The 24,648-nt window shown below is 64.9% G+C and carries 22 protein-coding genes; 12 read left to right on the forward strand and 10 right to left on the reverse strand.

Annotated features, from left to right (window positions below; translation table 11 throughout):
• Positions 1-124: 124 nt before the first annotated feature.
• Positions 125-1,996 carry a HEAT repeat domain-containing protein gene (locus tag EI28_RS14880; protein ID WP_231476690.1) on the reverse strand — a complete coding sequence of 624 codons (1,872 nt, stop codon included), beginning with the start codon at positions 1,994-1,996 and terminating at the stop codon, positions 125-127.
• Between the two features lie 166 nt (positions 1,997-2,162).
• On the opposite strand from EI28_RS14880, the gene EI28_RS09390 reads away from it, so the two are divergent.
• The gene (locus EI28_RS09390) at positions 2,163-4,628 is read left to right on the forward strand and encodes a heavy metal translocating P-type ATPase (protein ID WP_048114348.1); all 2,466 of its coding nucleotides are present in this window, start codon (positions 2,163-2,165) and stop codon (positions 4,626-4,628) included.
• On the forward strand, positions 4,612-4,767 hold the full coding sequence (locus tag EI28_RS13525; protein WP_369792283.1) for a YHS domain-containing protein: 156 nt from the start codon (positions 4,612-4,614) through the stop codon (positions 4,765-4,767). The genes EI28_RS09390 and EI28_RS13525 overlap by 17 nt, the downstream gene beginning before the upstream one ends.
• A 144-nt stretch (positions 4,768-4,911) precedes the next feature.
• Here EI28_RS13525 and EI28_RS09395 read toward each other — a convergent pair whose 3' ends face one another.
• The 3 genes from EI28_RS09395 to EI28_RS09405 form a co-directional block, all read right to left on the reverse strand.
• Positions 4,912-5,865, reverse strand: a complete 954-nt coding sequence (locus EI28_RS09395; RefSeq protein WP_048114350.1) for an HD domain-containing protein — start codon at positions 5,863-5,865, stop codon at positions 4,912-4,914.
• A 282-nt stretch (positions 5,866-6,147) separates the two neighbouring features.
• The gene (locus EI28_RS09400; RefSeq protein ID WP_048114352.1) at positions 6,148-6,861 is read right to left on the reverse strand and encodes a dolichyl-phosphate beta-glucosyltransferase; all 714 of its coding nucleotides are present in this window, start codon (positions 6,859-6,861) and stop codon (positions 6,148-6,150) included.
• Positions 6,855-7,370 carry a DJ-1/PfpI/YhbO family deglycase/protease gene (locus tag EI28_RS09405; protein WP_048114354.1) on the reverse strand — a complete coding sequence of 172 codons (516 nt, stop codon included), beginning with the start codon at positions 7,368-7,370 and terminating at the stop codon, positions 6,855-6,857. Before EI28_RS09405 ends, EI28_RS09400 begins: the two co-directional genes overlap by 7 nt.
• A gap of 262 nt (positions 7,371-7,632) precedes the next feature.
• On the opposite strand from EI28_RS09405, the gene EI28_RS15350 reads away from it, so the two are divergent.
• Positions 7,633-10,194 (forward strand): SdrD B-like domain-containing protein, encoded by a 2,562-nt coding sequence (locus EI28_RS15350; protein ID WP_304412416.1) that lies wholly within the window; start codon positions 7,633-7,635, stop codon positions 10,192-10,194.
• Positions 10,195-10,549: 355 nt separating this feature from the next.
• Positions 10,550-11,044, forward strand: a complete 495-nt coding sequence (locus EI28_RS09415) for an SdrD B-like domain-containing protein (RefSeq protein WP_231476691.1) — start codon at positions 10,550-10,552, stop codon at positions 11,042-11,044.
• Between the two features lie 21 nt (positions 11,045-11,065).
• Here the strand turns inward: EI28_RS09415 and EI28_RS09420 are convergent, their stop codons facing one another.
• Complete coding sequence (locus EI28_RS09420) at positions 11,066-11,299, reverse strand: hypothetical protein (protein ID WP_048114358.1); 234 nt, start codon at positions 11,297-11,299, stop codon at positions 11,066-11,068.
• Positions 11,300-11,403: 104 nt separating this feature from the next.
• Here EI28_RS09420 and EI28_RS09425 point away from each other — a divergent pair, with 104 nt between their 5' ends.
• Positions 11,404-13,050, forward strand: a complete 1,647-nt coding sequence (locus EI28_RS09425; RefSeq protein ID WP_048114359.1) for an ATP-dependent DNA ligase — start codon at positions 11,404-11,406, stop codon at positions 13,048-13,050.
• A 613-nt stretch (positions 13,051-13,663) separates the two neighbouring features.
• Here EI28_RS09425 and EI28_RS09430 read toward each other — a convergent pair.
• The 3 genes from EI28_RS09430 to EI28_RS09440 are packed head-to-tail and all read right to left on the reverse strand — an operon-like array spanning position 13,664 to position 16,571.
• Positions 13,664-14,812 (reverse strand): Nre family DNA repair protein, encoded by a 1,149-nt coding sequence (locus EI28_RS09430; RefSeq protein ID WP_048114360.1) that lies wholly within the window; start codon positions 14,810-14,812, stop codon positions 13,664-13,666.
• A gap of 3 nt (positions 14,813-14,815) precedes the next feature.
• Positions 14,816-15,850 (reverse strand): DUF2117 domain-containing protein, encoded by a 1,035-nt coding sequence (locus tag EI28_RS09435; protein WP_048114361.1) that lies wholly within the window; start codon positions 15,848-15,850, stop codon positions 14,816-14,818.
• A 31-nt stretch (positions 15,851-15,881) separates the two neighbouring features.
• On the reverse strand, positions 15,882-16,571 hold the full coding sequence (locus EI28_RS09440; RefSeq protein ID WP_048114363.1) for a TIGR00266 family protein: 690 nt from the start codon (positions 16,569-16,571) through the stop codon (positions 15,882-15,884).
• A gap of 180 nt (positions 16,572-16,751) precedes the next feature.
• Here EI28_RS09440 and EI28_RS09445 point away from each other — a divergent pair, with 180 nt between their 5' ends.
• The 3 genes from EI28_RS09445 (at position 16,752) to EI28_RS09455 (ending at position 17,739) form a co-directional block, all read left to right on the forward strand.
• A complete protein-coding gene (locus tag EI28_RS09445; protein WP_048114364.1) occupies positions 16,752-17,051 on the forward strand; it encodes a hypothetical protein in 300 nt (99 codons plus the stop codon).
• Positions 17,052-17,150: 99 nt separating this feature from the next.
• Positions 17,151-17,438 carry an HNH endonuclease gene (locus EI28_RS09450; RefSeq protein WP_231476694.1) on the forward strand — a complete coding sequence of 96 codons (288 nt, stop codon included), beginning with the start codon at positions 17,151-17,153 and terminating at the stop codon, positions 17,436-17,438.
• A gap of 25 nt (positions 17,439-17,463) precedes the next feature.
• Entirely contained in the window at positions 17,464-17,739 is a 276-nt protein-coding gene (locus EI28_RS09455) for a hypothetical protein (protein WP_155937334.1), read from the forward strand.
• A 5-nt stretch (positions 17,740-17,744) separates the two neighbouring features.
• Here EI28_RS09455 and EI28_RS09460 read toward each other — a convergent pair whose 3' ends face one another.
• Both EI28_RS09460 and EI28_RS09465 read right to left on the reverse strand, forming a co-directional pair.
• The gene (locus EI28_RS09460) at positions 17,745-19,544 is read right to left on the reverse strand and encodes a YgiQ family radical SAM protein (protein ID WP_048114367.1); all 1,800 of its coding nucleotides are present in this window, start codon (positions 19,542-19,544) and stop codon (positions 17,745-17,747) included.
• Positions 19,541-19,990: a PPC domain-containing DNA-binding protein gene (locus EI28_RS09465; protein WP_048114368.1), complete on the reverse strand. Its 450-nt coding sequence runs from the start codon at positions 19,988-19,990 to the stop codon at positions 19,541-19,543. The genes EI28_RS09460 and EI28_RS09465 overlap by 4 nt, the downstream gene beginning before the upstream one ends.
• 121 nt (positions 19,991-20,111) lie before the next feature.
• Between EI28_RS09465 and EI28_RS09470 the strand changes: the two genes are divergently transcribed.
• The 4 genes from EI28_RS09470 to EI28_RS09485 all read left to right on the forward strand — a co-directional run.
• Positions 20,112-21,251 carry an acyltransferase gene (locus EI28_RS09470; protein ID WP_231476695.1) on the forward strand — a complete coding sequence of 380 codons (1,140 nt, stop codon included), beginning with the start codon at positions 20,112-20,114 and terminating at the stop codon, positions 21,249-21,251.
• A 775-nt stretch (positions 21,252-22,026) separates the two neighbouring features.
• Positions 22,027-22,827, forward strand: a complete 801-nt coding sequence (locus EI28_RS09475) for a hypothetical protein (protein WP_048114370.1) — start codon at positions 22,027-22,029, stop codon at positions 22,825-22,827.
• 118 nt (positions 22,828-22,945) lie between these two features.
• Positions 22,946-24,139 carry a hypothetical protein gene (locus tag EI28_RS09480; RefSeq protein WP_048114372.1) on the forward strand — a complete coding sequence of 398 codons (1,194 nt, stop codon included), beginning with the start codon at positions 22,946-22,948 and terminating at the stop codon, positions 24,137-24,139.
• Positions 24,140-24,218: 79 nt separating this feature from the next.
• Positions 24,219-24,648 (forward strand): hypothetical protein (locus EI28_RS09485; protein ID WP_048114374.1); only part of this gene is annotated, 430 nt, incomplete at its 3' end.

Consider the following 24,648-nt stretch of genomic DNA (forward strand, 5'->3'; position numbering starts at 1 on the left):
CTCCCCCCTCGTGGCGATATCCTATGGAAAGCCGTGCACGGGGTTGTGACCAGTTGGAAAGTTGGCGTTCGAGAAGCGATCAGATCTCCCAGTGGCTCCCATAGAACAGTCCCGATAAGATGAATTATCTCGACGTCGGCGGCGACGGCTCCGGGGCGGCCTCCCCGCGGACCATCTGGATCGCATCGATTGCGTCCTCCGCGACGCTTCGCACATCCTTATCCTCGTCCAGGGTGAGGGTCCGGAGCGCGTCGATCGCTCGCGGGTCGCCGATGTACTTGAGCGCTCCCGCCGCGTAGAGCCGGACGTTCCGGTCGGCATCCTTCGTCACCGCGATCAACGGCTCGACGGCGGCATCGCCCATCCGGATGAGGGCGCCCGCCGCCGCGCCCCGGACGTCGTCGTCCCTGTCACGGAGCGCCCCGATGAGTGGCTCCACCGCGGACGCCTCCCCGGTATCCCCGAGGACGCCGGCCGCGAGGATCCTGGTATTCGGATCCGGGTCGGCGAGCATCCGGCGAAGCGGCTCCGTCGCTCTGCTGCCGAACTTCGCTATGGCTCCCGCTGCCTGGCACCGGAGGTCGTCGTTTTTGTCCCGGAGCGCCCGGGCAAGAGGCTCTAGCGCGGCGGGATCGCCGATCTCGCCGAGGATGGCGGCCGCGTAGACCCGCCGGAGGTCTCTTTGCGTCTCGATCTCCCAGGTCTGGCCGCCGGGCCCGGTCACGGTCACCGGGGTCCCGGCCTCCTCCTCGTACTTCCCCGATGTCTCCGGGTTCTCGAGGAGTTCGGCCAGCGGTTCGACCGCCGGCGTCCCGAGCAGCGTGAGCGAGTCCGCCGCCGCCTCCCGAACCGCCGTCAGCGGATCGCCGAGCGCCCGGACGAGCGGCCCGACCGCATCACCGCCGCCGAAGTCCCCGAGCGCCAGGGCGGCCCGCTGGCGGGTCAGGCCGTCGCTGCTCCGGAGCGCCCCGATCAGGCCGTCGACATCCTTCTCTGCTCTCAGCAGGTCGATATTGAACCGCTTCCCCACGTCCTCTTGCTCCAACGCGTTCACCTCCGCTTCGTCACCGGGACGCCGGCGGGACGGGCGTGGCCTCGCCCCGCTTCTCCCGGAACCGTGCCATCCCGTCCTCGGCCGCCCTCCGGACGGCGGGGTCGGTGTCGGAGAGCGACCGGCCGAGTGCCCCTTCCGCCCGCGGGTCGCGATCTCGCCGAGGATGACGGCGGCGTAAGCCCGGCGGAGCCCCGTGCCGGGGACATCCCCTTCCTTCACGACGCCGGCCCTCCTCGCGCCGGGGAAGAGGGCCTCGTGCTTCTTTGCGTCCTCCGGACCGCCGAAGAGGTCGTGTTGCGCAATTTCTGGATGACGGAGGGACTTTCTCGTCCCGACATCCGTGGGGCCGCCGAAGAGATCGTGCTGGGTGATCTCATCCTCGGTGTCGCGGGATACCTTGCCTCCCGCCCTCCGGAGATCCTCCGGGCCGCCGAATGCATCGTGCTGGGCAAGCCCTTCCTCCTCTTCGCGGGCCCTTCCGCCTCCTGCTCTCCTGATATCCTCCGGGCCGCCGAACGCGTCGTGCTGCCTGATGCCTCCCCTGTGCCGGAGAGTCCTCTTCGTGGCCGGTATGCCTTCCGGCCCCCCGAGGAGGTCGACCTGCGTCACCCCTTCCCCGGGCGCTTCCCGCGGCAGCCCGTAGCCTGCTGCAGCACCGGGACGCTCGAGGAGGTCGATCAGCGGTTCGACCGCCGGTGTTCCGACTATGACGAGCGCGTTCGCCGCCGCCTCCCGGACGTCCTGCACCGGATCCGTGAGCGCCCGGATGAGGGGGTCCACCCCCCGCCATTCCCCGAGCGCGCCGAGGGAGAGTGCGGCGGTCCGGCGAACGGTCGGATTGCCGCTCTGCAGCGCCTCGATCAGGCCGTCGACGTCCTGTCTCGATGCCATGTGCTCGACATCGTACTGCTTCTCCCCTGCTGGAATATCCCTTCTCTGCACTACAATCACCTCAGGATGGGGCGATATAATCGGCCCGGAGTATAATAATATTGTGTATAAAAATCGCCGTAGGCCGCATTGAGAATCCGGCCCCTCCCGGGATTGGGTGCGCGAAGACGGACTGGTGAGAGCAGGTATTTTATCCGCGCAGGGTGAGGAGGGTATCATGCCGGAGGAGAAGAGAAAGGCGGAACTGAAGATCTCCGGGATGCACTGCGCGTCCTGCGCGCTCAACGTGGAACGCGCTCTCCAGAGCCGGGACGACGTCTACGACGCCCGGGTCAATTTCGCAAACGAGACCGCCGTCGTAGAGTACGATCCGGCGAAGACAACCCTCGCCGACCTTGAACGGACGGTCTCGGACGCCGGTTATGGGGTTATCAGGAGCGAGGCCACCGTCAGGATCGGGGGGATGGTCTGCGCGAGCTGCGCCCGGGTGATCGAGGCCTCGCTCGCGGACCTCGACGGGGTCTACGAGGCCCGCGTCAACCTCGCAAACGAGAACGCACGCGTCGTCTACAACCCCGCGCTCGTCACGACCGCGGATATCCGGGCCGCCGTCGAGGATGCCGGCTACCGGTACCTGGGGCTCGAGGAGGAGATCCCAGAGGACGTCGAGGCCCGGATGCGCGAGGCGGATCTCCGGGACAAGTTCCGCCGGTTTGCCGTCGGGTTCGCGGTGAGCATCCCGCTCTTCCTCTACATGCTCTTCGGGATGCCGGGGGCGGCCGCCCTCCCGGTCTCGATCAACCTCGTCATGCTGGTCGTCACCCTCCCGGTCTTTCTCTACGTCAGCGCCCCCATATTCAGGGCCGCGGCCGCCGCGCTCCGGAACCGGGCGCTGACGATGGACGTCATGTACGCGATGGGCATCGGCGTCGCCTACGGCGCAAGCCTTCTCGGGACGTTTCAGATCGTCCTCACGGCGGACTTCAACTTCTACGAGACCGCGGTGATGCTCGCGGCGTTTCTGACGCTCGGACGCTACCTCGAAGCCCGGGCGAAGGGGAGGACGTCCGAGGCCATCAAGAAACTCGTCGGGCTGCGGCCCCGGACCGCGACGGTGATCCGGGACGGCCGGGAGGTCGAGGTCCCGGTCGAGGCCGTGGCCGTCGGCGACGTCATCCTGGTCCGGCCGGGTGAGAAGGTGCCGGTGGACGGGACGGTCGTCGGCGGCGAGAGTTCGGTCGATGAAGCGATGATCACCGGCGAGCCCATCCCGGCCGATAAGAAGGAGGGCGACGAGGTCGTGGGCGGCACCCTGAACGTAAACGGCGTGCTCCGGGTCCGTGCCGAGAAGATCGGGAAAGATATGGTGTTATCGCAGATCATCAGGCTTGTCCGGGACGCGCAGGGCTCGAAGCCGCCCGTGGAGCGGATCGCCGACGTCGCGGTCTCCTACTTCATCCCGACCGTGCTCGCGATCGCGACCGCCGCCTTCCTCGTCTGGTACCTCGGGCTCGGTTCCTCGCTCCTCTTTGCGCTCACGGTGCTGATCTCCGTCCTGGTCGTCGCCTGCCCCTGTGCGCTCGGGCTCGCCACCCCGACCGCCGTGACCGTCGGGATCGGCCGGGGCGCCGAACTCGGGGTGCTGATACGAAACGGCGAGGCGCTCGAGGTATCGGAGAAACTGACCGCGATCGTCTTCGACAAGACCGGGACGCTCACCCGGGGGAAACCGGACGTCACCGACGTCGTCGCGCTCGCGGTGCCGGAGGACCGGCTGCTTGCGGTCGCCGCGGCGGTCGAGCACAACTCGCAGCACCCGCTCGCGGCGGCGGTCGTGCGCCGGGCGGAGAGTGCAGGGGTCACCGTCCCGGCTTCAGCACAGTTCACGACCTTCGGCGGCAGGGGGGTCAGCGCCGTGGTGGATGGGGAGGAGGTGCTGATCGGGAACCAGCCGTTCCTCGAGGAGCACGGCGTCACCGTCCCGGAGGGGGCGGAACGCCGGATTGCCGCCCTCCAGGACGAGGGGAAGACCGCGGTTCTCGTCGCCGCCGGGGCCGACCTCGCGGGCATCCTCGCAATCGCCGACACCCTCAAGCCGACGACGAAGCGTGCCGTTGAGGAACTGAAACGTATGGGCCTTGCCGTCACGATGATCACCGGCGACAACGAGCGGACGGCAAACGCCATCGCCCGCGAGGTCGGGATCGAGGACGTCCACGCCGGGGTGCTGCCGCAGGAGAAGGCGCTGGAAGTCCGGGCGCTCCAGGAGCGGGGCGAGGTCGTGGCGTTCGTGGGCGACGGGATCAACGACGCCCCGGCGCTCGCGCAGGCGGACGTCGGGATCGCCATCGGGAGCGGGACCGACGTCGCCATCGAGAGCGGGGATATCGTGCTCATCCGCGACGATCTCGTCGACGCCGTCGCGGCCGTCGAGCTCTCCCGGAAGGTGATGAGCCGGATCAAGCAGAACCTCTTCTGGGCGTTCGCCTACAACTCCGCCCTCATCCCCCTCGCCGCGGGGGTGCTCTACCCCTTCTTCGGGATAACCTTCCGGCCGGAACTTGCGGCGCTCGCGATGGCCCTCTCGTCGGTGACGGTCGTCTCGCTCTCCCTGCTGCTCAAGGCTTATATACCTCCGGCGAAGAGGGGGACGCTGTCGGAGGCTGATGCACGTGGCAGTTGATCCCGTATGCAAGATGGACGTCGATGAGGCGAGTGCGAAGTACACCGCCGAGTACCAGGGCAGGACCTACTACTTCTGCGCCCCGGGCTGCAAGAAACTCTTCGAACGCGACCCCGAAGCCTACCTGAAGGAATCGTAACCTTTTTTGCCGGTGGGTGTTCCGGCGCGGATCGGAAAAGCCTTATACTCATAGGATAATAGAGAATTCTTGAAAAGGGGCAAGAATTGCGGCATTTTTTGATATAGCGTCATGTGGTTTACGCCCGGGTGCGCCCCTGCACTTTCAGAACCGGTAGACCGGGGCCCGGCACCGTGCCCCCTGCCTCCCCTCTCCCGGCGCGAGATCCGCGGCGTCGTCGCAGGTCGCCCGGAGGTACGCGCTCGCGTTGTCGGCGAAGTGAACCGCCCAGGCCTCCGGCGTCCGCGGCTTGATCTCGCCGTAAGAGCCGTGGTGCGACATCACGATATGGAGGATGTGGCCGAACCGTGCAGGGTCGACACCGGCGGAATGCTTCATGAGCGCCGCCGCCCCGATTGCCGTGTGTCCGACGAGGGTGTAATCCGGGAGCGGGACGAACGCGAACCCCCGGCGGCAGAAGCAGGACGCTTTCCCGACATCATGGAGGAGCGCACCGGCGAGGAGGACGTCGGTATCCATCTCCGCCCGCGAGACCGTGCCCGAAAGAGAGAGCGCCATCTCCGCGGTCTCGAGGGTGTGCTCCGCAAGCCCGCCGATGTAGGCGTGGTGGTGGTATTTGGCCGCGGGAGCGTCGAGGAAACCCGGGGCGTCGTTCATGACCGTTGAGACGAGGGAGGATATGCCGGGATCCTCGATCTTCGCGGCCATACGGGCGAGCCCTAACCGGACGCTTTCGATATCGACGGGCGCATAAACGAACAGGGACGGCTCGACCCTGTCCTGCGGGACCGGGTCGGCGAGACAGGCGATCCCGTCGTTCACGTTGACCTCGCAGGCGCCGTTGAAGATCTTCGCGTAGCCCTGGATGCGGTAGATCTCGCCCGGCCGGATCGCGCGGCAGAACGCCTCGATCTGCTCCACGCTGTGATCCGGCGTCCCCCAGACCTTGCAGGTTCCCCGGCCGGTCTTATCGGAGATGGCGAGCTGGATATACTTGCCGCCCCGCTTCTCGCGGAGTTCTGCGGTTTCCACCACGAACGGCGCGTCGACCTGCACGCCCCCGTTGATCTCCTCCACGAAGGTTGTCTTCTCAAACACCGGATCACTGTTCCTGTAAAATCCGTTCGCCCGGAGAACCTTAAAACCCGGCGGTTTGCTCTGGTGGGGAGAACAATTCCGTCTCACGCAAAAAAAGAAGTCCTTTCGGTAGTTTGACACTCTCCTCGCACCTATCGGCGTTCAAACCCTGCCTGTACGGCAGTCGCATTCCGGTGGAACGTTGCATTTCGCGGCTTCGCGTGAAGCAACAGTACAGGGACAACAGCAGGTTTCGCGCGAAGCCGCGAAGAACGCGAAGGCACGCCTACGCCCCGGATCCCCTCACCCGAACCGGAGCCGGAGCATCCCCATCAGCATCGCCTTCGCGTCCGATGTCATCACCTTCGACTCGTCCCGGTTCTCCCAGGTGATCGGGACTTCTTCCACCCGGTAGCCGTTCCGGCGCAGCCGCCAGAGGAGTTCGACGTCGAACTCGAACCCGGTCGACCGGATCGAGGAGAGAACCTCCTCAAGCGCATCCTTCCGGAATGCTTTCGCGCCGCACTGGGTGTCCCGGTAATCGAGCCCGAAGAGTGACCTGACCATCAGGTTGAAGAGACGGCTCTCGACCCGGCGCCGGAACCCCTGCCGCACGGGGATGACCGAGCCCGGAACCCAGCGCGAGCCGATGGCGCCGTCGGCGGTTGCGAGACGGTCGAAGAGCCGCTCCATCTCGGATATCGCGGTCGAACCGTCTGCGTCCATGTAGCCGACGAAGGGCGTCGCCGCCGCCTCCATCCCGGCAACGACGCCTCCCCCTTTCCCGAGCCGGGCCGGAAACGTCAGGCACCGGATGGAAAGCGACGGGTGAGCGCCCGCAAACGCACCGATGATCGCGGGGGTGGCATCGGTTCCGTCGCAGACGAAGACGAGATCGCCTCGAAAGCCCGAGACGTCCTCGAGGAGCGACCGGATCCGCCGCTCTTCGTTGTATGCGGGGATCACCAGAGTGCAGTCCGCCGGGTTCACGCCGTCGGCGCGTGTATCGTTCAGCATTCCAGTTTCGTGATGATGGTGTCGGCGAACTGTGCGGCAGCTTCGGGGCCGTTGGCGGTCACGACCTGCATGTCGGCGACGACGGGGATCTCAAGGAAGTTTGCTCCTGCCTTCTTCATCTCCGCGACAGCCGCCGGGCTCGGGTATACCGTCGCCTGCCGTCCGGCGAGGACGCCCGCCCGTGCCAGCACGACCGGTGCGAGGCAGATGGCGGCGACGACCTTGCCCTGCTCGAAGAACGACCGGACAAGGTCCCGGAGCCTTTCGCTTCCCCAGAGGTGCTCCTGTGAACCGCTGCCGCCCACAATCACGATCCCGGCGTAGTCGTCGGGAGCCACGTCCTCAAACGTCATGGCTGCCTCAGCGATGCATCCCAGCATCCCCGTGCATGCGCCGGTGACCGTAGAGGCGAGATCGACGCCGATCCCCGCCTCCTCGAAGGTCCGTTTCGGGATCTCCAGTTCCTCGTCCCTGAACTGTTCAGGGGCAATCGCAAGCAAGAGTTTCATACGGGTCTCCTATCAGGATTTGTTCATAAGCGTATTGATGGTTGTGGAGCTGGGTCATGCTCCGGACCGAATGCCCGGGAGCATCCGGGTTGCGTTTTAGAATAAGATTATTATAATAATTGGCCTATTGAAGTGCAGGCCCCGCGGCGGCGTGAGATTCGAAGGCCCTGCCGGATGCCCGGCTTTCGACGAACGAGCCCTGTCGAGCCGTATCCGGCACGGAACGCAGGCCTGTTCCCGGGGTGGAGACGAGGAGAGGTAAATGATGCGATGCGGCACCTATTTCGCGATTATTCTCCTGTCGGCACTCGCGCTCGTTGCAGCCGCGGGAGCACAGGCGGGAGATCCTGCAGTTATCTGGAACCGGACGTATGGAGGACCCGATGCTTACGACGCGGCACACGCAGTCGTCCCCGATCCCGGCGGAACCGGATTCTTCCTCGCCGGGGAGACGGCATCGTCCGGCGCAAAGACGGACGCCCGGGTGATCCGCCTCGCGCCGGACGGCGGCGAGGAGTGGAATAGAACATATGGCGGGGATGAGATCGACGCTGCGCACTCTATCATCCGAACCGGTGAAGGCAACCTCCTCTTCGCCGGGAACCTCACCCTCGTCACGAACGGGACGCAGGCCGACACCGATGCCTGGCTTGTGATGATAGATCCCTCCGGCGGCGAGGTCTGGAACCGGACCTACGGCGGCCCGGACGTCAACGCCTCGGCAAACGCGGTTGTCGAGGCCGAAGACGGAGGTTACGTCTTCGCAGGCTCAACCGCGCTGCGGGAGGGAAACGAGTCCGCGGCCTGGGTGGTCAGGGTGAACGAGACGGGTACGGAGGTTTGGAATCGGACGTTCGGCGGAGCGGGTGAGAATGCCGCGAACGCCGTCACCCGGGTTCCCGGCGGGGATTTCGTCGTTGCCGGCACCACCGGGTCCTCGGGAGCGGGCATGGCCGACGTCTGGGTGGCCAGGCTGGACGGGTCGGGAGCTGAGGTCTGGAACCGGACGTTCGGCAGCCCCGACGACGATGCCGGCCGGGCGGTGATCAACACCTCGGACGGCAACCTGCTTGTCGCCGGGACGTTCACCGAGCGGCCCGATAACACGACGGCCGATACCGATGCTCTCCTCATCAAACTCACGCCTGACGGGGATATCCTCTGGAACTGGATCTACGGCGACTTCGGCGTGAACGAAACGGCGTCGGCCGTCGTCGAGACCACGGACGGCGGCTATCTCTTTGCCGGGGAGACGGCTTACCCCGGGGTGGCCGATACCGACGCCTGGCTGGTTAAGACCGATATCGAAGGAGCGGTGGCATGGAGCAGGACGTTCGGCGGCGTAAACCCCGGTGATGCGGCCGCATCGCTTATCGAGTCCACACCAGGTGAGTTCGTCTTTGCAGGGACGTTCAACGCCACGGAGAGCGGAGGAGCAGCGAATACGGATGCCTGGGCGGTGAAACTGGGGCCGGAGCCCACGCCGACGCCGACTACTACCCCGACGCCCGAACCCACGGCGGCCCCTGCCAAACCTTCGAAAGCCCCGATAATCTCCCAGAAACCGCCGGTACCGGCCGCAACGGTGACGCCTGCCCTGTCACCGGTCCCGGCGGGCCCGACGGGCCCGACGGGGACCACACCGCCGTCCCCTACCGGAGTTCCGACGGGGGCTCCGACGTCCGGGCCCACCTGGACAACGGGACCCACAGGCGCGCCGACGATGACGGCCGCCCCGTCTCCGGCCGTGACGCAGGATAATGATGACGACGACAATGACGACGACAACGACGACGACGACGGGAACGACAACGATACCAGCGGATCGCTCTCGGGGATGGTCTGGTACGATCTGAATGCTAACGGCATTCTCGACCCCGGTGAGCCGGGCATCCCCGGCATCAGCGTCCGGCTGATCGGGGAGCGGACCATGATGGACTACACCACCACCGGCCCGGATGGGTCGTACGGGTTCGGTGACGTCGCCTCCGGCAGGTACGCCGGCACCGAGTTCGTCCTGCCGGACGGCTTCTCCTGCACCGTCTTGGGGCTTGACAACCATGCCTCTTCTCTCGGCGGGAATGTGGCATACGCTGAAGTGGTGGACGGGCAGCGGACCCTGAACGCCGGCTTCACCGGAAGTCCCTTCCCCCTGACCCCGGCTACGGCCTACGGGTGGGTGCTCGGGACGACCTGGAGCGACGGCAACGGGGACGGTATCAGGGACGGAACCGACGGCCTGACGGACGTCGAGGTCACCCTCCTGGATGCAGGCGGGAATGTGGCGGCATCGGCCCGCACCGGCTATCATGACAGTTACTTCTCCATGTACCTCTTCGGCCCCCTCCCGCCCGGGGAGTACTCCGTCGCGTTCACTGCGCCGGATGGCTACGCCTTCACAAGTCCCGGCGGTGACAGCCACGCCGATCCGTCGACCGGGACGACCGGCCCGTTTTCGGTCGGCGGGGGTGATATGGTTGTTAGGGATGCGGGGTTGATCCTCTCCCTGGCCTCTATCCCGCCTCCGGGCGATGCGCCCGGGGGACCGGTGAATGAGGTTGACGCAGGCATAGCAGGCAATGAGCAGGAGGAACAGGCCGAGACGGCTGCCCGCGAAGAGTGGGGGGACGAGACCCCCGCCGACGCGGCGGACGATGATCAGGGCGGGCCGGTCGTGACCGATGATCCGCAGGCCCCAAAGAATGATGCCGGTAACGATCGGAAAATGACCGGAGAGGACGACAACCGGAAAGAGAAGACAGAGGATGAAGACGACCGAACGAAGGTAAAAGAAGATGACGATGACCGAGACGAAGATGATTAATCGGAGCGGATAAGACGCCGGTCGACAACAAGTGTGCGCGCTCCTTCTGTGGTTTCCTGCACATCGTGGTTTACTGCTCCCGATCGTTGGGGGTTGCGGAGGCGGGGTTATTCCCTGTTTTCATGCCTGGCTCCGTGTTGGCTGCTCAAATGATGTCCTGTACTCCCGGGCTCCACCCTCTGCTATCATAAAAATATTAATATATTATAATGCCTATTGGGTGTCGGAACCCCGGACCGGTACCGGATCGGAAAAAATTCCGGCCTGTCCGGCCACCGAAAGACAGCAGATGTGAACAATGCGTTCTTTCGGGGGGTTACACGCCCGGAGGCCTTCACGGCATCCGGGAGACGAGGTGAGCCGATTGAGATATATCAGCGTTCTTGTAGCAATCATCGTATCAGCGTTCGTCTTCGGTTCGATCGCAAGCGCCGCAGTTCCGGCGGAGCCGGGTACAGCATATGAAAAGACCGTCGGCACGATCGGAGGAACAATCTTTCTGGACGCCGACGCAAACGGCGTCCAGGGTCCCGGCGAGTGGGGCATGAGCGGCGTTGCCGTCCACCTCCTCGACGCCGCGGGGGAGCGGGTTGCAACGGCGGAGACGTTCGCCCACGCCTGCGAAGGGCTCTACATCTTCAGCGGCGTCCTCCCCGGGAACTACACCGTTGAGATCGTCCTGCCGGAGGGCTACGGCTTCACCGTCCCCGGTATGGGGGCTCCCGGCGAGACGGCGAGCACCGTCGATGCGGCGAACGGCACGACCACCACCATCGACCTGACGGAAGAGGCGGTTCAGACGATGGATCTCGTCGTCAGGGATGCCGGTCTGGTGCCGGCCGCTGCCTGACGGCGGCCGCATCACCTATTTTCACTGGTGCTCAGCGACGTGCTGCCGGAGCATCGTGTCGGGCCTGTAGCGGTCGGCGATCTCAAGCGCCGTCTCCCGGAGAGCCGCGTGCTCCACGATGCAGGACTCCGGGGGAGCAGCCTTCCGGAGGATCTGGGAAGTGTTCTCGGTGATCTGGATGAGCTCCGTGGCTATCAGGGCGTTGAGCCAGATGAGGTCGCGGAGCATCTCTTTGGTTTCTTCGTCCTGGTGCATGGATACAAATAGGCGATGCTCCCACATCAATCGTGCCGAACCGGCCGCGGCAGAACAGAAGGGTTGATTGACCACGCCGGGTAATACTTCAGGAGATTATGGGTATGCAGTTTCTGGAGTTCGCCCGCGTCTGCGAGCGCCTCGAAGGGATCCCGGGACGGCTCGATATGATCGAGCAGGTCGCTGCCGTTCTTCCCCGGCTCGACGACGGGGAACTCCCCGTCTTCGTCCGGTTCGTCATGGGCAGGGTCTTCCCCGACTGGAGCACCAAAAAACTCGGCGTGGGCCCGAACCTCCTCTACGACGCCGTGGCCTACGTTGTCGGGACGAAGCGGGAGACCGTCCGCGAGGCGATCAACACGACCGGCGACGTGGGCCTCGCCGTCGAAGGGCTCCTTGCAAAGAAGGAGCAGACGTCGTTCTTCATCAAGGAACTCGACCTCACCGACGTCTACCGGGAGTTCGAGCGGATGGCGGCCGCCGAGGGGCAGCGGTCGCAGCGGGAGAAACTCCGCGTGGCGGAGGGCCTCTTCGGCAACGCCCGCCCGCTTGAGGGGCGCTATCTCGCGCGGCTGATGCTCGAGGAACTCCGGATCGGGATGGGCGAGGGGAACGTCCGCGACGCCGTCGCGAAGGCGTTCGAGGTCGACGTCCGCCTGGTCGAGCATGCCCACCAGGCGCTGAACGATCTCGGCGAGGTCGCCCTCCTTGCCCGGCGCGACCCCGACGCGCTCTCCCGCGTGACGATCGAGCCGTTCCGGCCGGTGAAGATGATGCTCGCGCAGGCGGGCACCATCGCTGCCCAGATTGAGGATCACGGCGAGGTGGCGGTCGAGTACAAGTACGACGGGAGCCGGTTCCAGTTCCACAAGGTGGGCGGCGTCTGCCGGATCTACTCGCGGAAACTGGAGGACGTCACGGGGAGCCTCCCCGACATCGCGAACCTCCTCCTGGAAGCCACCGATCACGACGTCATCCTGGACGGGGAGGCGGTCGCCGTCCGCGACGGGAAGCCGATGCCGTTCCAGTACGTGATCCGGCGGTTCCGGCGCAAGCACGAGGTGGACTCGATGATGGAGCAGATCGAGCTCGTGCCGAGGGTCTTCGATATCCTCTACCTGGACGGCGAGACGCTGATGGATCGCCCCCTCGCGGAGCGGCGCAAAGCCCTCGATGAGGTGCTCCGTGCACACGTCGCTCCGCAGTTCCCGGCCACCGATGCGGCCGCGGCGGAGGCGATCTACGCCGAAGCCCTGAACCTCGGGCACGAGGGCGTGATGGTGAAGGTCCTCGACTCGCCCTACACCCCCGGCGTCCGGGGCCGGCTCTGGGTGAAGGTCAAACCCGGCGTCGAGACGCTCGACCTCGCGGTCGTGGGGGCGGAGTGGGGCGAGGGCCGGAGGGCCGGGACGTTCGGGTCGTTCCTGCTCGCGGTGCAGGACCAGGGCCGGCTCCTCCCCGTCGGGAAGGTTGCAACCGGGATCACGGACGAGGTGCTGGCCGACCTCTACGCCCTCTTCAAGGACAGGGTGATTGCCCGCTCCGGAAAAGAGGTGACGCTCGAGCCGGAGGTGGTCTTCGAGGTGGGCTACTCCGAGATCCAGACGAGCCCGAACTACGAGAGCGGCTACGCGCTCCGGTTCCCGCGGTTCGTCCGGGTGCGCGAGGACAAGAGCGTCGACGAGGTCGAGACCCTTGATACCCTCGTCGAGCGCTACGCCCGGCAGAAGAACGGACTGGGGTCGCTGTAAAACCGCTTTTGCTAAATCTCTTGAGTTCGTTTCAGACGATCGCAATATAGAGGCATTCCGGGGCACGGCTTTCCGTCGGGTTGCGCACCTTCGCACCTCCGGTGCTCAAACTCTGTTCCCAGGCGGAACGTCGTTCTTCGGTGCTCGTGCTCCGGACGTTCCGTCCATCGCAAGTCCAAGACCTTCGGTCTTCTCCTGCTCCGGTCATTCGGCCCGTCGCCTATCGCCACGCACTGCCCGCCCCCCCTCGGGGGGCGGGAGGAGCGCGAAGCGCGGGCGGTGGGGGGTTACGAAGAGTGTGGATCTCTGCGCGTTGGAGACAGGGGGGAGACCCCCTCGCACCTAATGGTGCTCAAGCTCGTTTCCACACACTCCTCGTCAGCCTCACAGCGAAACCCTTTGGGTTTCTCGAACTCCTGTCCTGCGGACTGTCGTTCCCCCAATTGCGATAAACGACCAGCGGCACGGCGTGAGTTCGAGCACTGAAGGTGCGCAGGCCCCCACGGTCCACTGCAGAGGGACATGTCGAGAAAAAGGCCGATCCCCCGGGCAAGCCGGGACCAGCACCGCCTCATCGAGGTGGGGAATAATCTGATTAGGGTTTCAACAGAGCCTAAAACTCAAACAGCGTCTTCTGCGTCACGAGTTCCGGGATGAGCCTGCTGTGGGGCTGCCAGTGGCCAAACCCGATGAGCCGGGAGGCAACGTCGATTGCCTGGCGAAAATCGGCGCATGGGGTTTTTGGGCCCCGCATGGCGTTCCGCGTCGCCTCCCGCACGACCCAGGTGCCGAGCGGCGCCCAGTATTCGCCGGTGACGTTTCTGAGCACGAGTACCCGTGCCGATCGTCGCACGCTCTCCAGGTACTCCGCGACCGCGAGGCGTGCCGAGTAGTATGCCCCCGCGAGCGGTGAGTAGCCGGACTTGGTGAGCCCTTCGCCGTCCACGGCGATCGACTCGCTCCCGCCGCCCCAGAGCGACTGTTTTCCCCAGACTTCGATCATTTCGAACTTCCAGTCCCCCGGGACGAGGAGACAGACGATGTGGTTGCCGTAGAGCGCGGCGGAGAAGACCTCTGTCCCGGAGAGCGGGGGATAGCGGGCGATCTTCTTCTTGAGCTGCTTCGAGACCGTGTCGTCGACCGCCGTGATCGCCCAGCGGGTGGGGACGACGCGCCGCTTCTTCTCGCTCCCGAGGAGGCCGGCGGTGAGGAGTTGCGTGATCCGGTAGACGTCGGTTCCCGAGGCGTTGAGGATCTCACAGGCGTCGGTCGCGCCGAGATCGGTATCGGAGGTCACCCGGTCGACCGCACGGTCAACCCGGGCGTTCTCGAGGACATCCATCTTTTTGATGGCGCCGGTGAGCCCGACCGGGGCGATCGTCCCGTCGAACCGGAGGTCGAAGGCGACAGGTTTGTTGAACCGGACTTCCACGTCGAGCGGCAGGCTTGAGAGCGCGATCTCCTGGATGCTCCCGGAGAGGTTCTTCGCCTCACCGGCGCCGCGGATCGTCCGGGCCCGGAGCCCCACGATATCCTCGATCCCGAGGCCCCGTGCCACCCAGTCCGGCGGATGGTCGGCGTCGTCGATCATCAGCGGCCCCCCTGCGACTTTCGGGTAGCCGTAACTCCCCACAAAGACCGACGGCGCGGCTCCCTGGTAATGGTCGCTCTGCCGGGCCGGGAGCTGCGCATAGAACCTGCTCATGATCGGGCAGCGTTCGAGCCCGCAGAACCCCCTTCCTTTACACTCGGCGCATCGCATGCTTCACTCTCCACGAAGGTCGAGGACGACCCGCACCCTTCCTGCGAGGACGCGGAGCGTCTCTTCGACCCACTCCTCCCACGAGTCGGTTTCGAGACTCCGGACGGCCGCAATCTCCCGCCCGACGTCGTCGTCCCGGCCGTCTAGGACCTCGACCACCACCGACCCGGGGGCGTATCCGGGCTGTACGATGGCGTCGGCGTCCCCGTCGACCACCCCGAAGATGGGGATGCCGGAATGCGAGCAGATATGCCCGCAGACGGCGGTGGTATCGTCGCCGATGGCGAGGACGCCGCAGACTTCCTCTCCGATCTCCCCGTAGAGGGTGTGACCGCAGTGGTCGATGACCGCGATCCTCCCCCCGCGGCGGCCCCGTTCGCCCTGCCGGGGCGGGGCCGAGCGCACCGCCCCGCTCTTACACCAGGCTTTCCGGATCTCGGGGATACCCGCCCGGAGGAGTTTCTCAAGCCCGTGCGGTTTCGGGTCGAGTCCGGAGACGGCCCGGAGGGTTCCGTTCTCGCTCGCGAGGACGACCGTCTCCGCCGTCGCCGTCCCGATGACGATCCCGTTCACGAAGACCGCTTCCCCCGGCAGGCACCCGCGGATCTCCCGCACGCCTTCCCGCCGGGCGCCGTCGCTCTCCGCACGGACGAGGGCGTAACCCGTCAGCCGTGCGATCTCCTCCGCGAGCGTGCCGTCCCCGCGGTTCCAGCAATAGACGGTGCCGCTCGAGGTCTCGACGTGGACGAGCCCTTCGAGCCTGCCGGCGACAAGCTCGCCGAATATCCGCCCCGACTCCGGGGTCTTTCCCCGGTTGACCAGGCACGCACGCTCCGAAAGACTCCCGAGCACCGTACTCGGCCGCTTGTCTGTGCAGACGACCGAAAGCCCCGACTCCTCGGCGGCCGTCCGGGCCATCACCCCCGCGACCAGCACCCGCCGGGGCGAGAGGAGGGCGATCAGCCGCCCGACGTCCCCGGCATCGAAGGCCTCGGGGCCGTGGACCACCATGACGAGGTCCGTCGTCGGCGGGTTCATGCCGTAGACTTGGGTTTCGCGGACTATCAGGTTACCGTCCCGACGAGTTCTGGATGGGGAGGTAGGGCATCAGGGAACTCGCGAGTTTCGCGATATCCATCGACTGCAGGACGATCCTGCCCGGCCCCGTCAGCGTGGTCAGGAAGAGCCCCTCCCCGCCGAAGAAGACGGTCTTCACGCCGCCGGCGAGCTGGATGCTGTAGTCGACGGTGCTCTCGAACCCGACGACGAGGCCCGTCTCGACCCGGATCACCTCGCCCGGTGCAAGCGTCATCTCCATGATGTCGCCGCAGCAGTGGAGGAACGCCTTCCCGCTGCCGGAGAGCCGCTGGAGGATGAACCCCTCGCCGCCGAACGCGCCCGACCGGATCTTCTTCGTGAACGCGATATCGAGGTCGATGCCCTGCTCGGAGCAGAGGAACGCATCCTTCTGGGCGATGAACTCGTTCCCGTTAAGGTCGAGAGTGAAGATCTTCCCCGGGACGTTCCCGGCGAACGAGACGAACCCTTCCCCGCCCTGTGGGGTGAACTCGGTCATGAAGAGGCTCTCGCCGGTCATCATCCGCTTGAGCCCCTTGAAGAGCCCGCCTTTCACGTTGGTGGTCATCTGCATGTTCCCGCTCATGTTGACCATGGCGCCGGCCTCGGCGCAGGCGCTCTCGCCGGGGGCGAGGCGGAGGGTCACCATCTGCAGGTTGTCTCCGGTAATCTCGGATTGCATGCCAGAATATCTTCCATTTAGGGTAATAGGTCTTTTCTCTTTATTCCCCGGACACCGGCGGCTGTTTTTTGGGAACCACGGAGCAGATGGCTTAATAGAAATCGATGCCGTAACAATCTCTATGCGGAACGGATCGTCTATCAACCGCTCCGTCGGCGTTCCGGCCGATGAGGTGACGGCATGCGGATGATCGCTATCATCCTGCTCCTTGTTGCCGTCGTAGCGGCGGGAGGTGCGGAGCCGGTCGCCGTCGCGCTGCCCGATTCCGACACACCGGAGCGCGTGCTCGAGACGGTCGAATCGGTTCGGGCGTTTATCGGGGAGCTGGCGCAGATTGCCGGCGACCTGATCTCGCTCGCCCGCGACGTGTTCGGGTGGCTCGAGGCGGGAGTCGGGTATCTCGAGCGCCTGATGGATCTGGCGGAGTCGGGGATGGGTCTCGTGAACGAGACCGTCGAGCGGGGCGCACCTTCCCCCTGAACTCCAGGCGGCCGAGAACTGCAGGAATCCCTCCTCGTAGGCGCTATATTCCTCCCCCCGTATCGCAAGATTTATCATCTGGAAAAATAATTTCTCCGCGTGACATCTGAGCGAGGGATCCATACCGCGATCTATCCCGACGATGCGCCTATCGGGGATGCGTATCTCACGCACGAGGCCGTCCGGACTGTCCTTGAGCGGCAGGACAACCGATGCGCCGGGTGCAGCGCCCCGCTCGACGCCCGGTCGACGTACTTCGACCTCCGGCAACCGGCGATCTGCGGCGGACCCCACACCCTCGGGAATCTGGAAGCCCTCTGCCCCTCCTGTCACTGGAAGCACATACGCCGGATCCGGGAGCGGTTTGCCGACCATAGGAATAAGTAATCTTTTGTACCTACCTCTGGGTATCATGACCTGCAGACGGAGTGTATCGCAGACGGATTCGTGGCGGTCGACGGCCATGCGGACGGCGAGCGACCTTGCGGGGCGGGTCGCGCTCCCCTCTTCGCCCCCTCCCCGTGAATGGCGCTCCTGTACGATGCGGATGCTCGATGCCGCCGTCACCCCCGGGACGACAGCCAACTTCGCGGTCACGCTCGCGGTGACGACCCTGCTGATCCCCCGGATCCCGAGCCGGACGCTCGCGATGGCTGCCGGGTTTGCCGCCAGTTCGATCCTGCGCTGATAGCCTTACTTCTTCTTTTTTCGTTTTGCCGGGACGAGGCATTTCCATGCGTTCCCGATGAGGTCTTCCCGCCCGGCGGCGCGGAGCCCCTCGCAGACGATCCCGTAGTTCTCCGGGTCGCGGTAGTGCATGAGCGCCCGCTGGACCCGTTTCTCCCGCCCTTTCGGGACGTGGACGTCTTCGAGGGTGAAGGGATCGAGCCCGGTATGGTAGATGGTCGTCGAGACGCTCATCGGGGTCGGCGTGAAGTCCTGGACCTGTTCGGTGTAGAGACCGGTGTCCCTGACGTACTCGGCAAGTTCGACCATATCGGTGATCCGGCATCCTGGATGGCCGGACATCAGGTAGGGGACGAGGTACTGCCGTTTCTTCTTACCTTCCTGGAGGGCTTCGAACCGTTCGCGGAAGGCATCGAACGCCTCGCGGGGAGGTTTCCCCATGCAGGCGCAGACGCGTTCCGAGACGTGTTCGGGGGCGACCTTGAGGTGCCCGGAGACGTGGTGGGCGCAGACCTCGGCGAGATAATCCTCTTCCTCCGGGATCAGATCGTAGCGGATGCCCGAGGCGATGAAGACCCGTTTCACCCCCGGGATCTCCGAAAGCCGCCGGAGCAGGCGGATCTGCGCCTCGTGGCTCCGGTCGAGCGCGGGGCAGTCGGTGCAGCGGCGGTCGGGGCAGGTCCCGGCGGTCTCCCACCGGCTGCAGTGGATGGCGTACATGTTTGCCGTCGGGCCCCCGACGTCCTGGACGACCCCGGTGAACTCCGGCATCTTCGCCATCCGCTCCACCTCGCGGACGATCGAGTCCGCGCTCCGGCTCTGGATGATCCGTCCCTGGTGGTGGGTGAGGGCGCAGAAGGAGCAGGCGCCGAAGCATCCCCGGTGGGTGACGACCGAGAACCTGACCGGTTCGAGGGCGGGTATGGGCTCGGTGTAGGAGGGGTGGGCTCTCCGCGTGTAGGGGAGTTCGTAGACCCGGTCGATTTCATCCCCCGAGAGCGGCATCGCCGGCGGGTTCTGGACGACGACGGTCTTCGGGTGCGGCTGGGCCACGGTCCTGCCCCGGAGAGGGTCCTGTTCGGTATAATGCATCGCAAATGCCTTTGCGTAAGCATATCGCTCCTCTTTCACCTCCGCATAGCCGGGAAGGACGACGTACCCGGCGTGATCCATGCTCCGCCAGGTCTTCAGGTCGAGACGGTAGGCGGTGCCGGGGATGTCGGTGAGGTCTCTCGGGGTCTCGCCGTCGGCGAGACGGTCGGCGATCGCGACCACCTGGCGTTCCCCCATCCCGAAGACGAGGAGGTCGGCCGGCGCGTCGGCGAGGATGGCCTGCCGGACGGAGTCGGACCAGTAGTCGTAGTGGGCGAACCGCCGGAGGCTCGCCTCGATCCCGCCGATGACGATGGGCGTTTTCGGGAAGAGGGCGTGAATGCGGTCGGTGTAGACGAGGGTCGCCCGGTCGGGCCGGAGGAGTTTTCCCCCCGGCGAGTAGACATCCGTTCGCCGCCGCTTCAGGTTCGGCGTAAAGGCGTTCACCAGTGAATCGACGTTTCCGGCCGAGACCGAGAAGAAGAGCCGCGGCTCGCCGAGACGCCGGAAGTCGGTGTCGCTCCGCCAGTCGGGCTGGGCGATGACGCCGACCGAGTAGCCGGCGTTCCAGAGCACCCGGCCGAGGAGCGCGGTTCCGAAGGAGGGGTGGTCGACGTAGGCGTCGCCGGTGACGAGGACGATGTCGAACCGGTCGATGCCGAGACGCTCCGCCTCCGCAACCGTCATCGGGAGGTATTCCGGCTGCCCGGTCATGGGAGCGTCCGGTCGAAGACCGGGAGGTTGACGCCGGTCTTCTCGTCGGGGAGCCGTTTTGCGACGATGCCGACGAACTCCGTGACGATCGCTTCGATCACCAGGTAGATCTCCGCCTTCTCCCGGAGGCACCCGGCGAGCGAGCGTATCCCCTTCCCCGCCGCCGCGTGAAGGTGGATGGACGGCCCGTCCTCTCCCGGGTAGATGGTCGCGAACCCGAGGAGTTCCCAGCCCCCGAAAATCTCTTCGCCGCGGGGGGTCGGCGGGATGACCGGCTCTTTCGGTCCCGTCACGATCTTCCCCGATCTCAGGGCGCCGAGGAACTGGATCGTGCCGCACCTGACGTTCATCGCCGTGACAAACCGCTGGATTTCCCGGAGGAAGTCCTCTCCGTCGTCGATCCGTACGGTAAAGACCCTGCCTACCTGTCCTTCCGAGTACTGCATGGACTCAACTCTCCTGGATAGATGGTGTCTTAGGGTATTATTAGTGCTTGACCTGCTGCGTGTGCGGGCAGTTATATACCCGGCCTGCAATGGTGCAGTGTCCTGCGGGCGATAGAGAGGTGTGGCTGCGGTGGTCTGGTTCCGGGAGGTCGAGTATCTGCGGGGGTTTGCCGCCCTTGCCGTGATCGCCGTCCACGTCTCGATGAACTTCACCCGGATCCCCGAAATGAGCCTGCTCGAGCTTCTCGACGTCTTCGTCTACGTCGCCGCCCACTTCGCGGTGCCGGTCTTCGTCTTCATATCCGGCTGGGTGCTTGCGGCGCGGTATTCCGGCGATTACCCGCTCCGTGGATTCTACCGGCGCCGGGCGAGGACGATCCTCCTTCCCTACCTCTTCTTCACCGCGCTCTACCTCATGGTGACGGTCGAGGGGACGATCGGGTTCGCCGGCGTTCCCTCTCCGGAGATGGCGGCAGAAGCCCTCCTCCTCGGGACCGCCGCCTACCACCTCTGGTTCTTCGTCCTGATCATCCAGTTCTACCTCCTCTTCCCCCTGATCATGAGAGGCTACGACCGGTTCGACCGGAGCGGGGCGGCGCTCTTTCTCCTCCTCGCCCTTCTCTTCTTCCAGGTCCTCTGGAACGCGGGCGCCCACCTTGCGGGAGCGTTCGCGGGCACGGAGTGGTACACGGTGCTGATCCGCCTCTTTCCGTCGCACCTCCTCTACTTCGTCCTCGGGATCCACGCCGCCCGGTATACCGATGGCTGCCGCTCGGCGCTCCGCTCTCTCCCGGCGGCGTGGATCCTCGCCGCGGCCGGTTCGGGCGCCCTCCTCATCGGCGGCATCTGGGCGGCGACCGTGCTCCGCTACGGGAGTATCTCCGGCGCGACTCTCGCGGTCTTCTGCATCTACCGGATCCTGGAGCCGTTCTACTACGTTCCCGTCATCGCCGCGCTCGTCCTCGCGGCCTGGCGGCTGGATGAGAGGGGGGGCCGGCGTGCGGCTGCTTCCCGGTTATTCGGGGAGCATTCCTACGGGATATACCTCGTCCACCCGCTCGTCATCGCCGCCGGTGCGGCCGCCTGGACCTCCCTCACGGGGCTCTCGTGGGCGGACTGGGAAACCTACCCGGTGATCTTCGCCGCGGCGGCCGTGGTGAGTTACGGGGCGGTGCGGCACCTCTCCCGCGTCCCGTATGCCGGGTGGCTGCTCGGGGAGCCGCGGGTGCGGCGGAGGCCGGGGCGCTCCGGCGGCACGTAACCGGAGCTCCCTGTTGCCGGCAACCCATGAAGTAAAAAGGTATGGTTTTAAATAATGGGTGATCCGTTCCGGTTTCCAAAACCAGCCCCTCCAATGGATCGTGAGTCGAGATCCCGGGGCGATCCGGCTTCCCGGGTATCCCTCCCTCCCATGTACACCAAACCCTCCCGGATTTTTCCATAATTCCGGCAATTCGGTGAAATTTATTTTTATAATGTGTTGCTTATAAACAATCCCCGTAGCACCCCCTACAACCTTTAAAAACCGTCCACAACATTCCTCCGGGACCCTGGATCAGGGATAACTATATATGTGATGATGGATATCTCCTGCTCACGGTAGCCGCTGAGGCCAGCCGGGGGGGGAGACGTTAATCTCGACGGGCGCCCGGCAGGCCGGTGAGGCAGGGCCGTCCCGGTTATCCGGGAGAGCGGTCATGCTACTGTGCCGGGCGACCCGTCTCGTAAACCACCGCCCGGGAGTCAAATCCAAGGAGTGATTGGAGATGAAAGTTCGAGTACCGCTAGGTATCGCTACCGCGGTTATGATGATACTGGCAGCCATGGTCCTGCCGGTGTCGGCGGAAGTGGTGCCGATGTGCACCCCCGTAGATGGAGAAGATGTCGAAACGTTGGCCCAGATTGCGACGGGGGGAGGAGAAGTCCCCATTGTGCTCTGCAAATGGGAAGCTGACACCACTGGATCCTGGGAAGACGGCGATCCGACACACGCTATCCCGGGAAGCCAGTTCCTGCCCCCCGTAACGTACAACGGCGTGAAGACTGTTAAATATTACGCTGTTGTCTACGATGATGAGGAGAACGGCGATGTGAACGTCGTCTCCTGGGATGTCTCCCAGCCGGAGAACTGCTGGGGCAACGGCTCGTTCGTGTACCAGGTGATGGGCACGAAGGTCAACAACCAGGACCAGGCCGTGACGCTCTTCCAGCGGGCTCTGGACCGCGGTCTGCTGACCGTTGCCGAGGGCTACGACGCCAACCTCATCCTCACCGAGTACCTCGAGAAGGGCACCGCCGCTCTCTGGGTCGGCCAGGCTGACCTCTGCTACTGCGCTCCCGCTGGTGACTACTGCGTTGAGGCGAACGCCATCGACCACAACAACAACTGGGCCGAGCCGCTCTACAACACCTTCGAGTACGTGCCCGTCACCGCCTTTGACATCGACTTCAGCTCGGTCAACTACGGCAGCGTGAACATCAACGTGCCCAAGTGGGTTGCAGGCAACACCGTCTTCAGCGAGGGTGACAACCGCCCGACCGTCCGCAACATCGGCAACACCCACCTGCAGGTCGCCATCCAGCAGGACGACATGCAGCTTGGAGAGAGCCTGAACGGCTGGAACGTCGAGTGGGGCGCCCGCATGGGCAACGATAACGCCAACGCGGCCTACTACGAGCCCTTCGAGCCCGTCGTCCTGCCGAACGCCCTCACGCTCTGCGACCAGGACGAGCTCGACTTCTACCTTGAGGTCTTCAAGGGGACCACCGGCGAGAAGTGCGGCACAATGATCCTCGGGGCTATCGAGTCGTGCGATGACAACGAGATTCTCGAGTAAGATCGGGTGCAGTACAGGTTGTGACTATCCTGCCGGATTTGCGCCGGAGATCGGCGCAACAACCGGCATTTATGGCTGCGAGAACGTAGCCCAAGACAACTGAGAAGAAGGAGAGGCGATGAATCTGAGAAGAAGGGTGGTGACGGTCGCTGTCATCGTACTGGTGGCGGTGCTCGTCTGCCAGCCCGTGAGTGCTGCAGGCATAGCCGTTGGACCTTCCAGCCTGACGATAGAGAACGGGCTGCGTGGAGGGTCTTTCGAGCGGTCGTTGACCGTCTTTAACCCCTCCGATACGGGTTTTGAGGTGATCCTCAAGACCGAAGGTTCCGCAGGGGACTGGATCCTGTTCTCTACCATCGAAGACGATGAAGAGATTGAGAAGGTCTATGTCCCGAAGAATGGCCAGACCCCTGTCCTGATGCGCGTGACGGTCCCCGAAGACGCGGCCAATGGCCGTTATACGGCAACTATCGTCGTCGAGACGGTACCCGGCGAAGAGATTCCCGGCTCGGTGGGGATGATCCTCCAGGCGAAATCCGCCGTGGAGATCACTGTGACCGACGTCGAGAAGGTCTCCGGCGAGGTCACGAGCATCGTGGTGAGGAACACCGAAGTGGATGTCCCGCTGGGGATTGAGGTCGGGTTCAAGAACACCGGAAACGTCGTGGTGACCCCTGAGATCACCGCCGTCATCTCCCGTGACGGGTCGGTCATCGACACCGTCTCGTGGGCCGAAACATCGGTCCGTCCCGGAACCACGGAACAGATCGTCGTGCGCTGGCCAAATGATGGGTACCCCACCGGAACCTGCCAGGCAAACGTGACGGTCTCGCTCCGCGGAGAGGTTCTGGCAGAGGAGGGGCGCACCTTCGAGATCCAGCCGTTAGGGTCCCTGACCCGGCAGGGTGAACTGATCGATCTCAACTACGACGGGGCGCTCGTCGTCGGCAAGCCGATCAAGATCACCGGGCTCTTCAAGAACTCGGGATCCATCGCAACGAGGGCCAAACTTTCGGGCGAGGTTTACCGTGGCGGGAGCCTTGTCGACGTCATTACCGGCGACGAGATGACCGTTCTGGTCTTCTCGGAGGATCCCCTGACTGCGTACTACACCCCGACGGAGCCTGGGGAGTACACGATGAAGACCTGTGCCGTCTTCGAGGGCAAAACGACCGAGTCGAAGGATATGGTCTTCACAGTTCAGTCCGATTCGTCGGGCTTAAACCTGCCGCTCTCCCCGGCCCCGGTTGCCGCAGCACTCGCGTTCATCTGCCTCCTGGTAGTGGGAAGACGACATCGCGAGAACCGGTGATCAGTCCCCGCCCGTGCGAGGCGCGTGTTCTTGTGCGGGCGGGGCCACCGGATGAAGAGAGGAGTGGATGATGAAAATTATGGACAGAATCGCGGTGATCCTTGCGATTCTCCTTGTTTCGGCCTCCGTCGTGCCGGCACTTGCGGGCTCGCCCGTGGATACCCCTGGCGATCCTCTCGCGGGAAGCGATCAGCAGACGGAGGCCGGTGCCGGAGCGACCGGCGACGATAGCCAGTCGTCCGAAGACCCCCTTTCCGAACCAACCGGCTCTGAAAATGATTCTTCCCCTGAGGCGACACCCACGGAGGAGCCGGACGACGGCCTGCCGGCGGCCGAGAACGACACGGTGACGCCGGAGCCGGAGGAGACGGATGCGACGGTTGACCTGACCCCCACGGTTACCGACGAGTCGTCCCTGACAAACAGCACGGGGTCCGACGAGTCGTCCCTGACAAACAGCACGGGGTCCGACGAGTCGTCCCTGACAAACAGCACGGGGTCCGACGAGT

This window comes from Methanoculleus sp. MH98A (assembly GCF_000691865.1).
Taxonomy (GTDB): domain Archaea; phylum Halobacteriota; class Methanomicrobia; order Methanomicrobiales; family Methanoculleaceae; genus Methanoculleus.

What these genes read in the sequence shown, in the direction of transcription:
- EI28_RS09420 (WP_048114358.1), bottom strand. Translation starts at nt 11,299, where the DNA reads ATGCACCAGGACGAAGAAACCAAAGAGATGCTCCGCGACCTCATCTGG.
- EI28_RS09400 (WP_048114352.1), bottom strand. Translation starts at nt 6,861, where the DNA reads ATGCTGAACGATACACGCGCCGACGGCGTGAACCCGGCGGACTGCACT.
- EI28_RS09480 (WP_048114372.1), top strand. Translation starts at nt 22,946, where the DNA reads ATGAATCTGAGAAGAAGGGTGGTGACGGTCGCTGTCATCGTACTGGTG.
- EI28_RS09460 (WP_048114367.1), bottom strand. Translation starts at nt 19,544, where the DNA reads ATGACCGGGCAGCCGGAATACCTCCCGATGACGGTTGCGGAGGCGGAG.
- EI28_RS09430 (WP_048114360.1), bottom strand. Translation starts at nt 14,812, where the DNA reads ATGCGATGCGCCGAGTGTAAAGGAAGGGGGTTCTGCGGGCTCGAACGC.
- EI28_RS09390 (WP_048114348.1), top strand. Translation starts at nt 2,163, where the DNA reads ATGCCGGAGGAGAAGAGAAAGGCGGAACTGAAGATCTCCGGGATGCAC.
- EI28_RS09435 (WP_048114361.1), bottom strand. Translation starts at nt 15,850, where the DNA reads ATGAACCCGCCGACGACGGACCTCGTCATGGTGGTCCACGGCCCCGAG.
- EI28_RS09425 (WP_048114359.1), top strand. Translation starts at nt 11,404, where the DNA reads ATGCAGTTTCTGGAGTTCGCCCGCGTCTGCGAGCGCCTCGAAGGGATC.
- EI28_RS13525 (WP_369792283.1), top strand. Translation starts at nt 4,612, where the DNA reads ATGCACGTGGCAGTTGATCCCGTATGCAAGATGGACGTCGATGAGGCG.
- EI28_RS15350 (WP_304412416.1), top strand. Translation starts at nt 7,633, where the DNA reads ATGATGCGATGCGGCACCTATTTCGCGATTATTCTCCTGTCGGCACTC.
- EI28_RS09465 (WP_048114368.1), bottom strand. Translation starts at nt 19,990, where the DNA reads ATGCAGTACTCGGAAGGACAGGTAGGCAGGGTCTTTACCGTACGGATC.
- EI28_RS09440 (WP_048114363.1), bottom strand. Translation starts at nt 16,571, where the DNA reads ATGCAATCCGAGATTACCGGAGACAACCTGCAGATGGTGACCCTCCGC.
- EI28_RS09445 (WP_048114364.1), top strand. Translation starts at nt 16,752, where the DNA reads ATGCGGATGATCGCTATCATCCTGCTCCTTGTTGCCGTCGTAGCGGCG.
- EI28_RS09405 (WP_048114354.1), bottom strand. Translation starts at nt 7,370, where the DNA reads ATGAAACTCTTGCTTGCGATTGCCCCTGAACAGTTCAGGGACGAGGAA.
- EI28_RS09455 (WP_155937334.1), top strand. Translation starts at nt 17,464, where the DNA reads ATGACCTGCAGACGGAGTGTATCGCAGACGGATTCGTGGCGGTCGACG.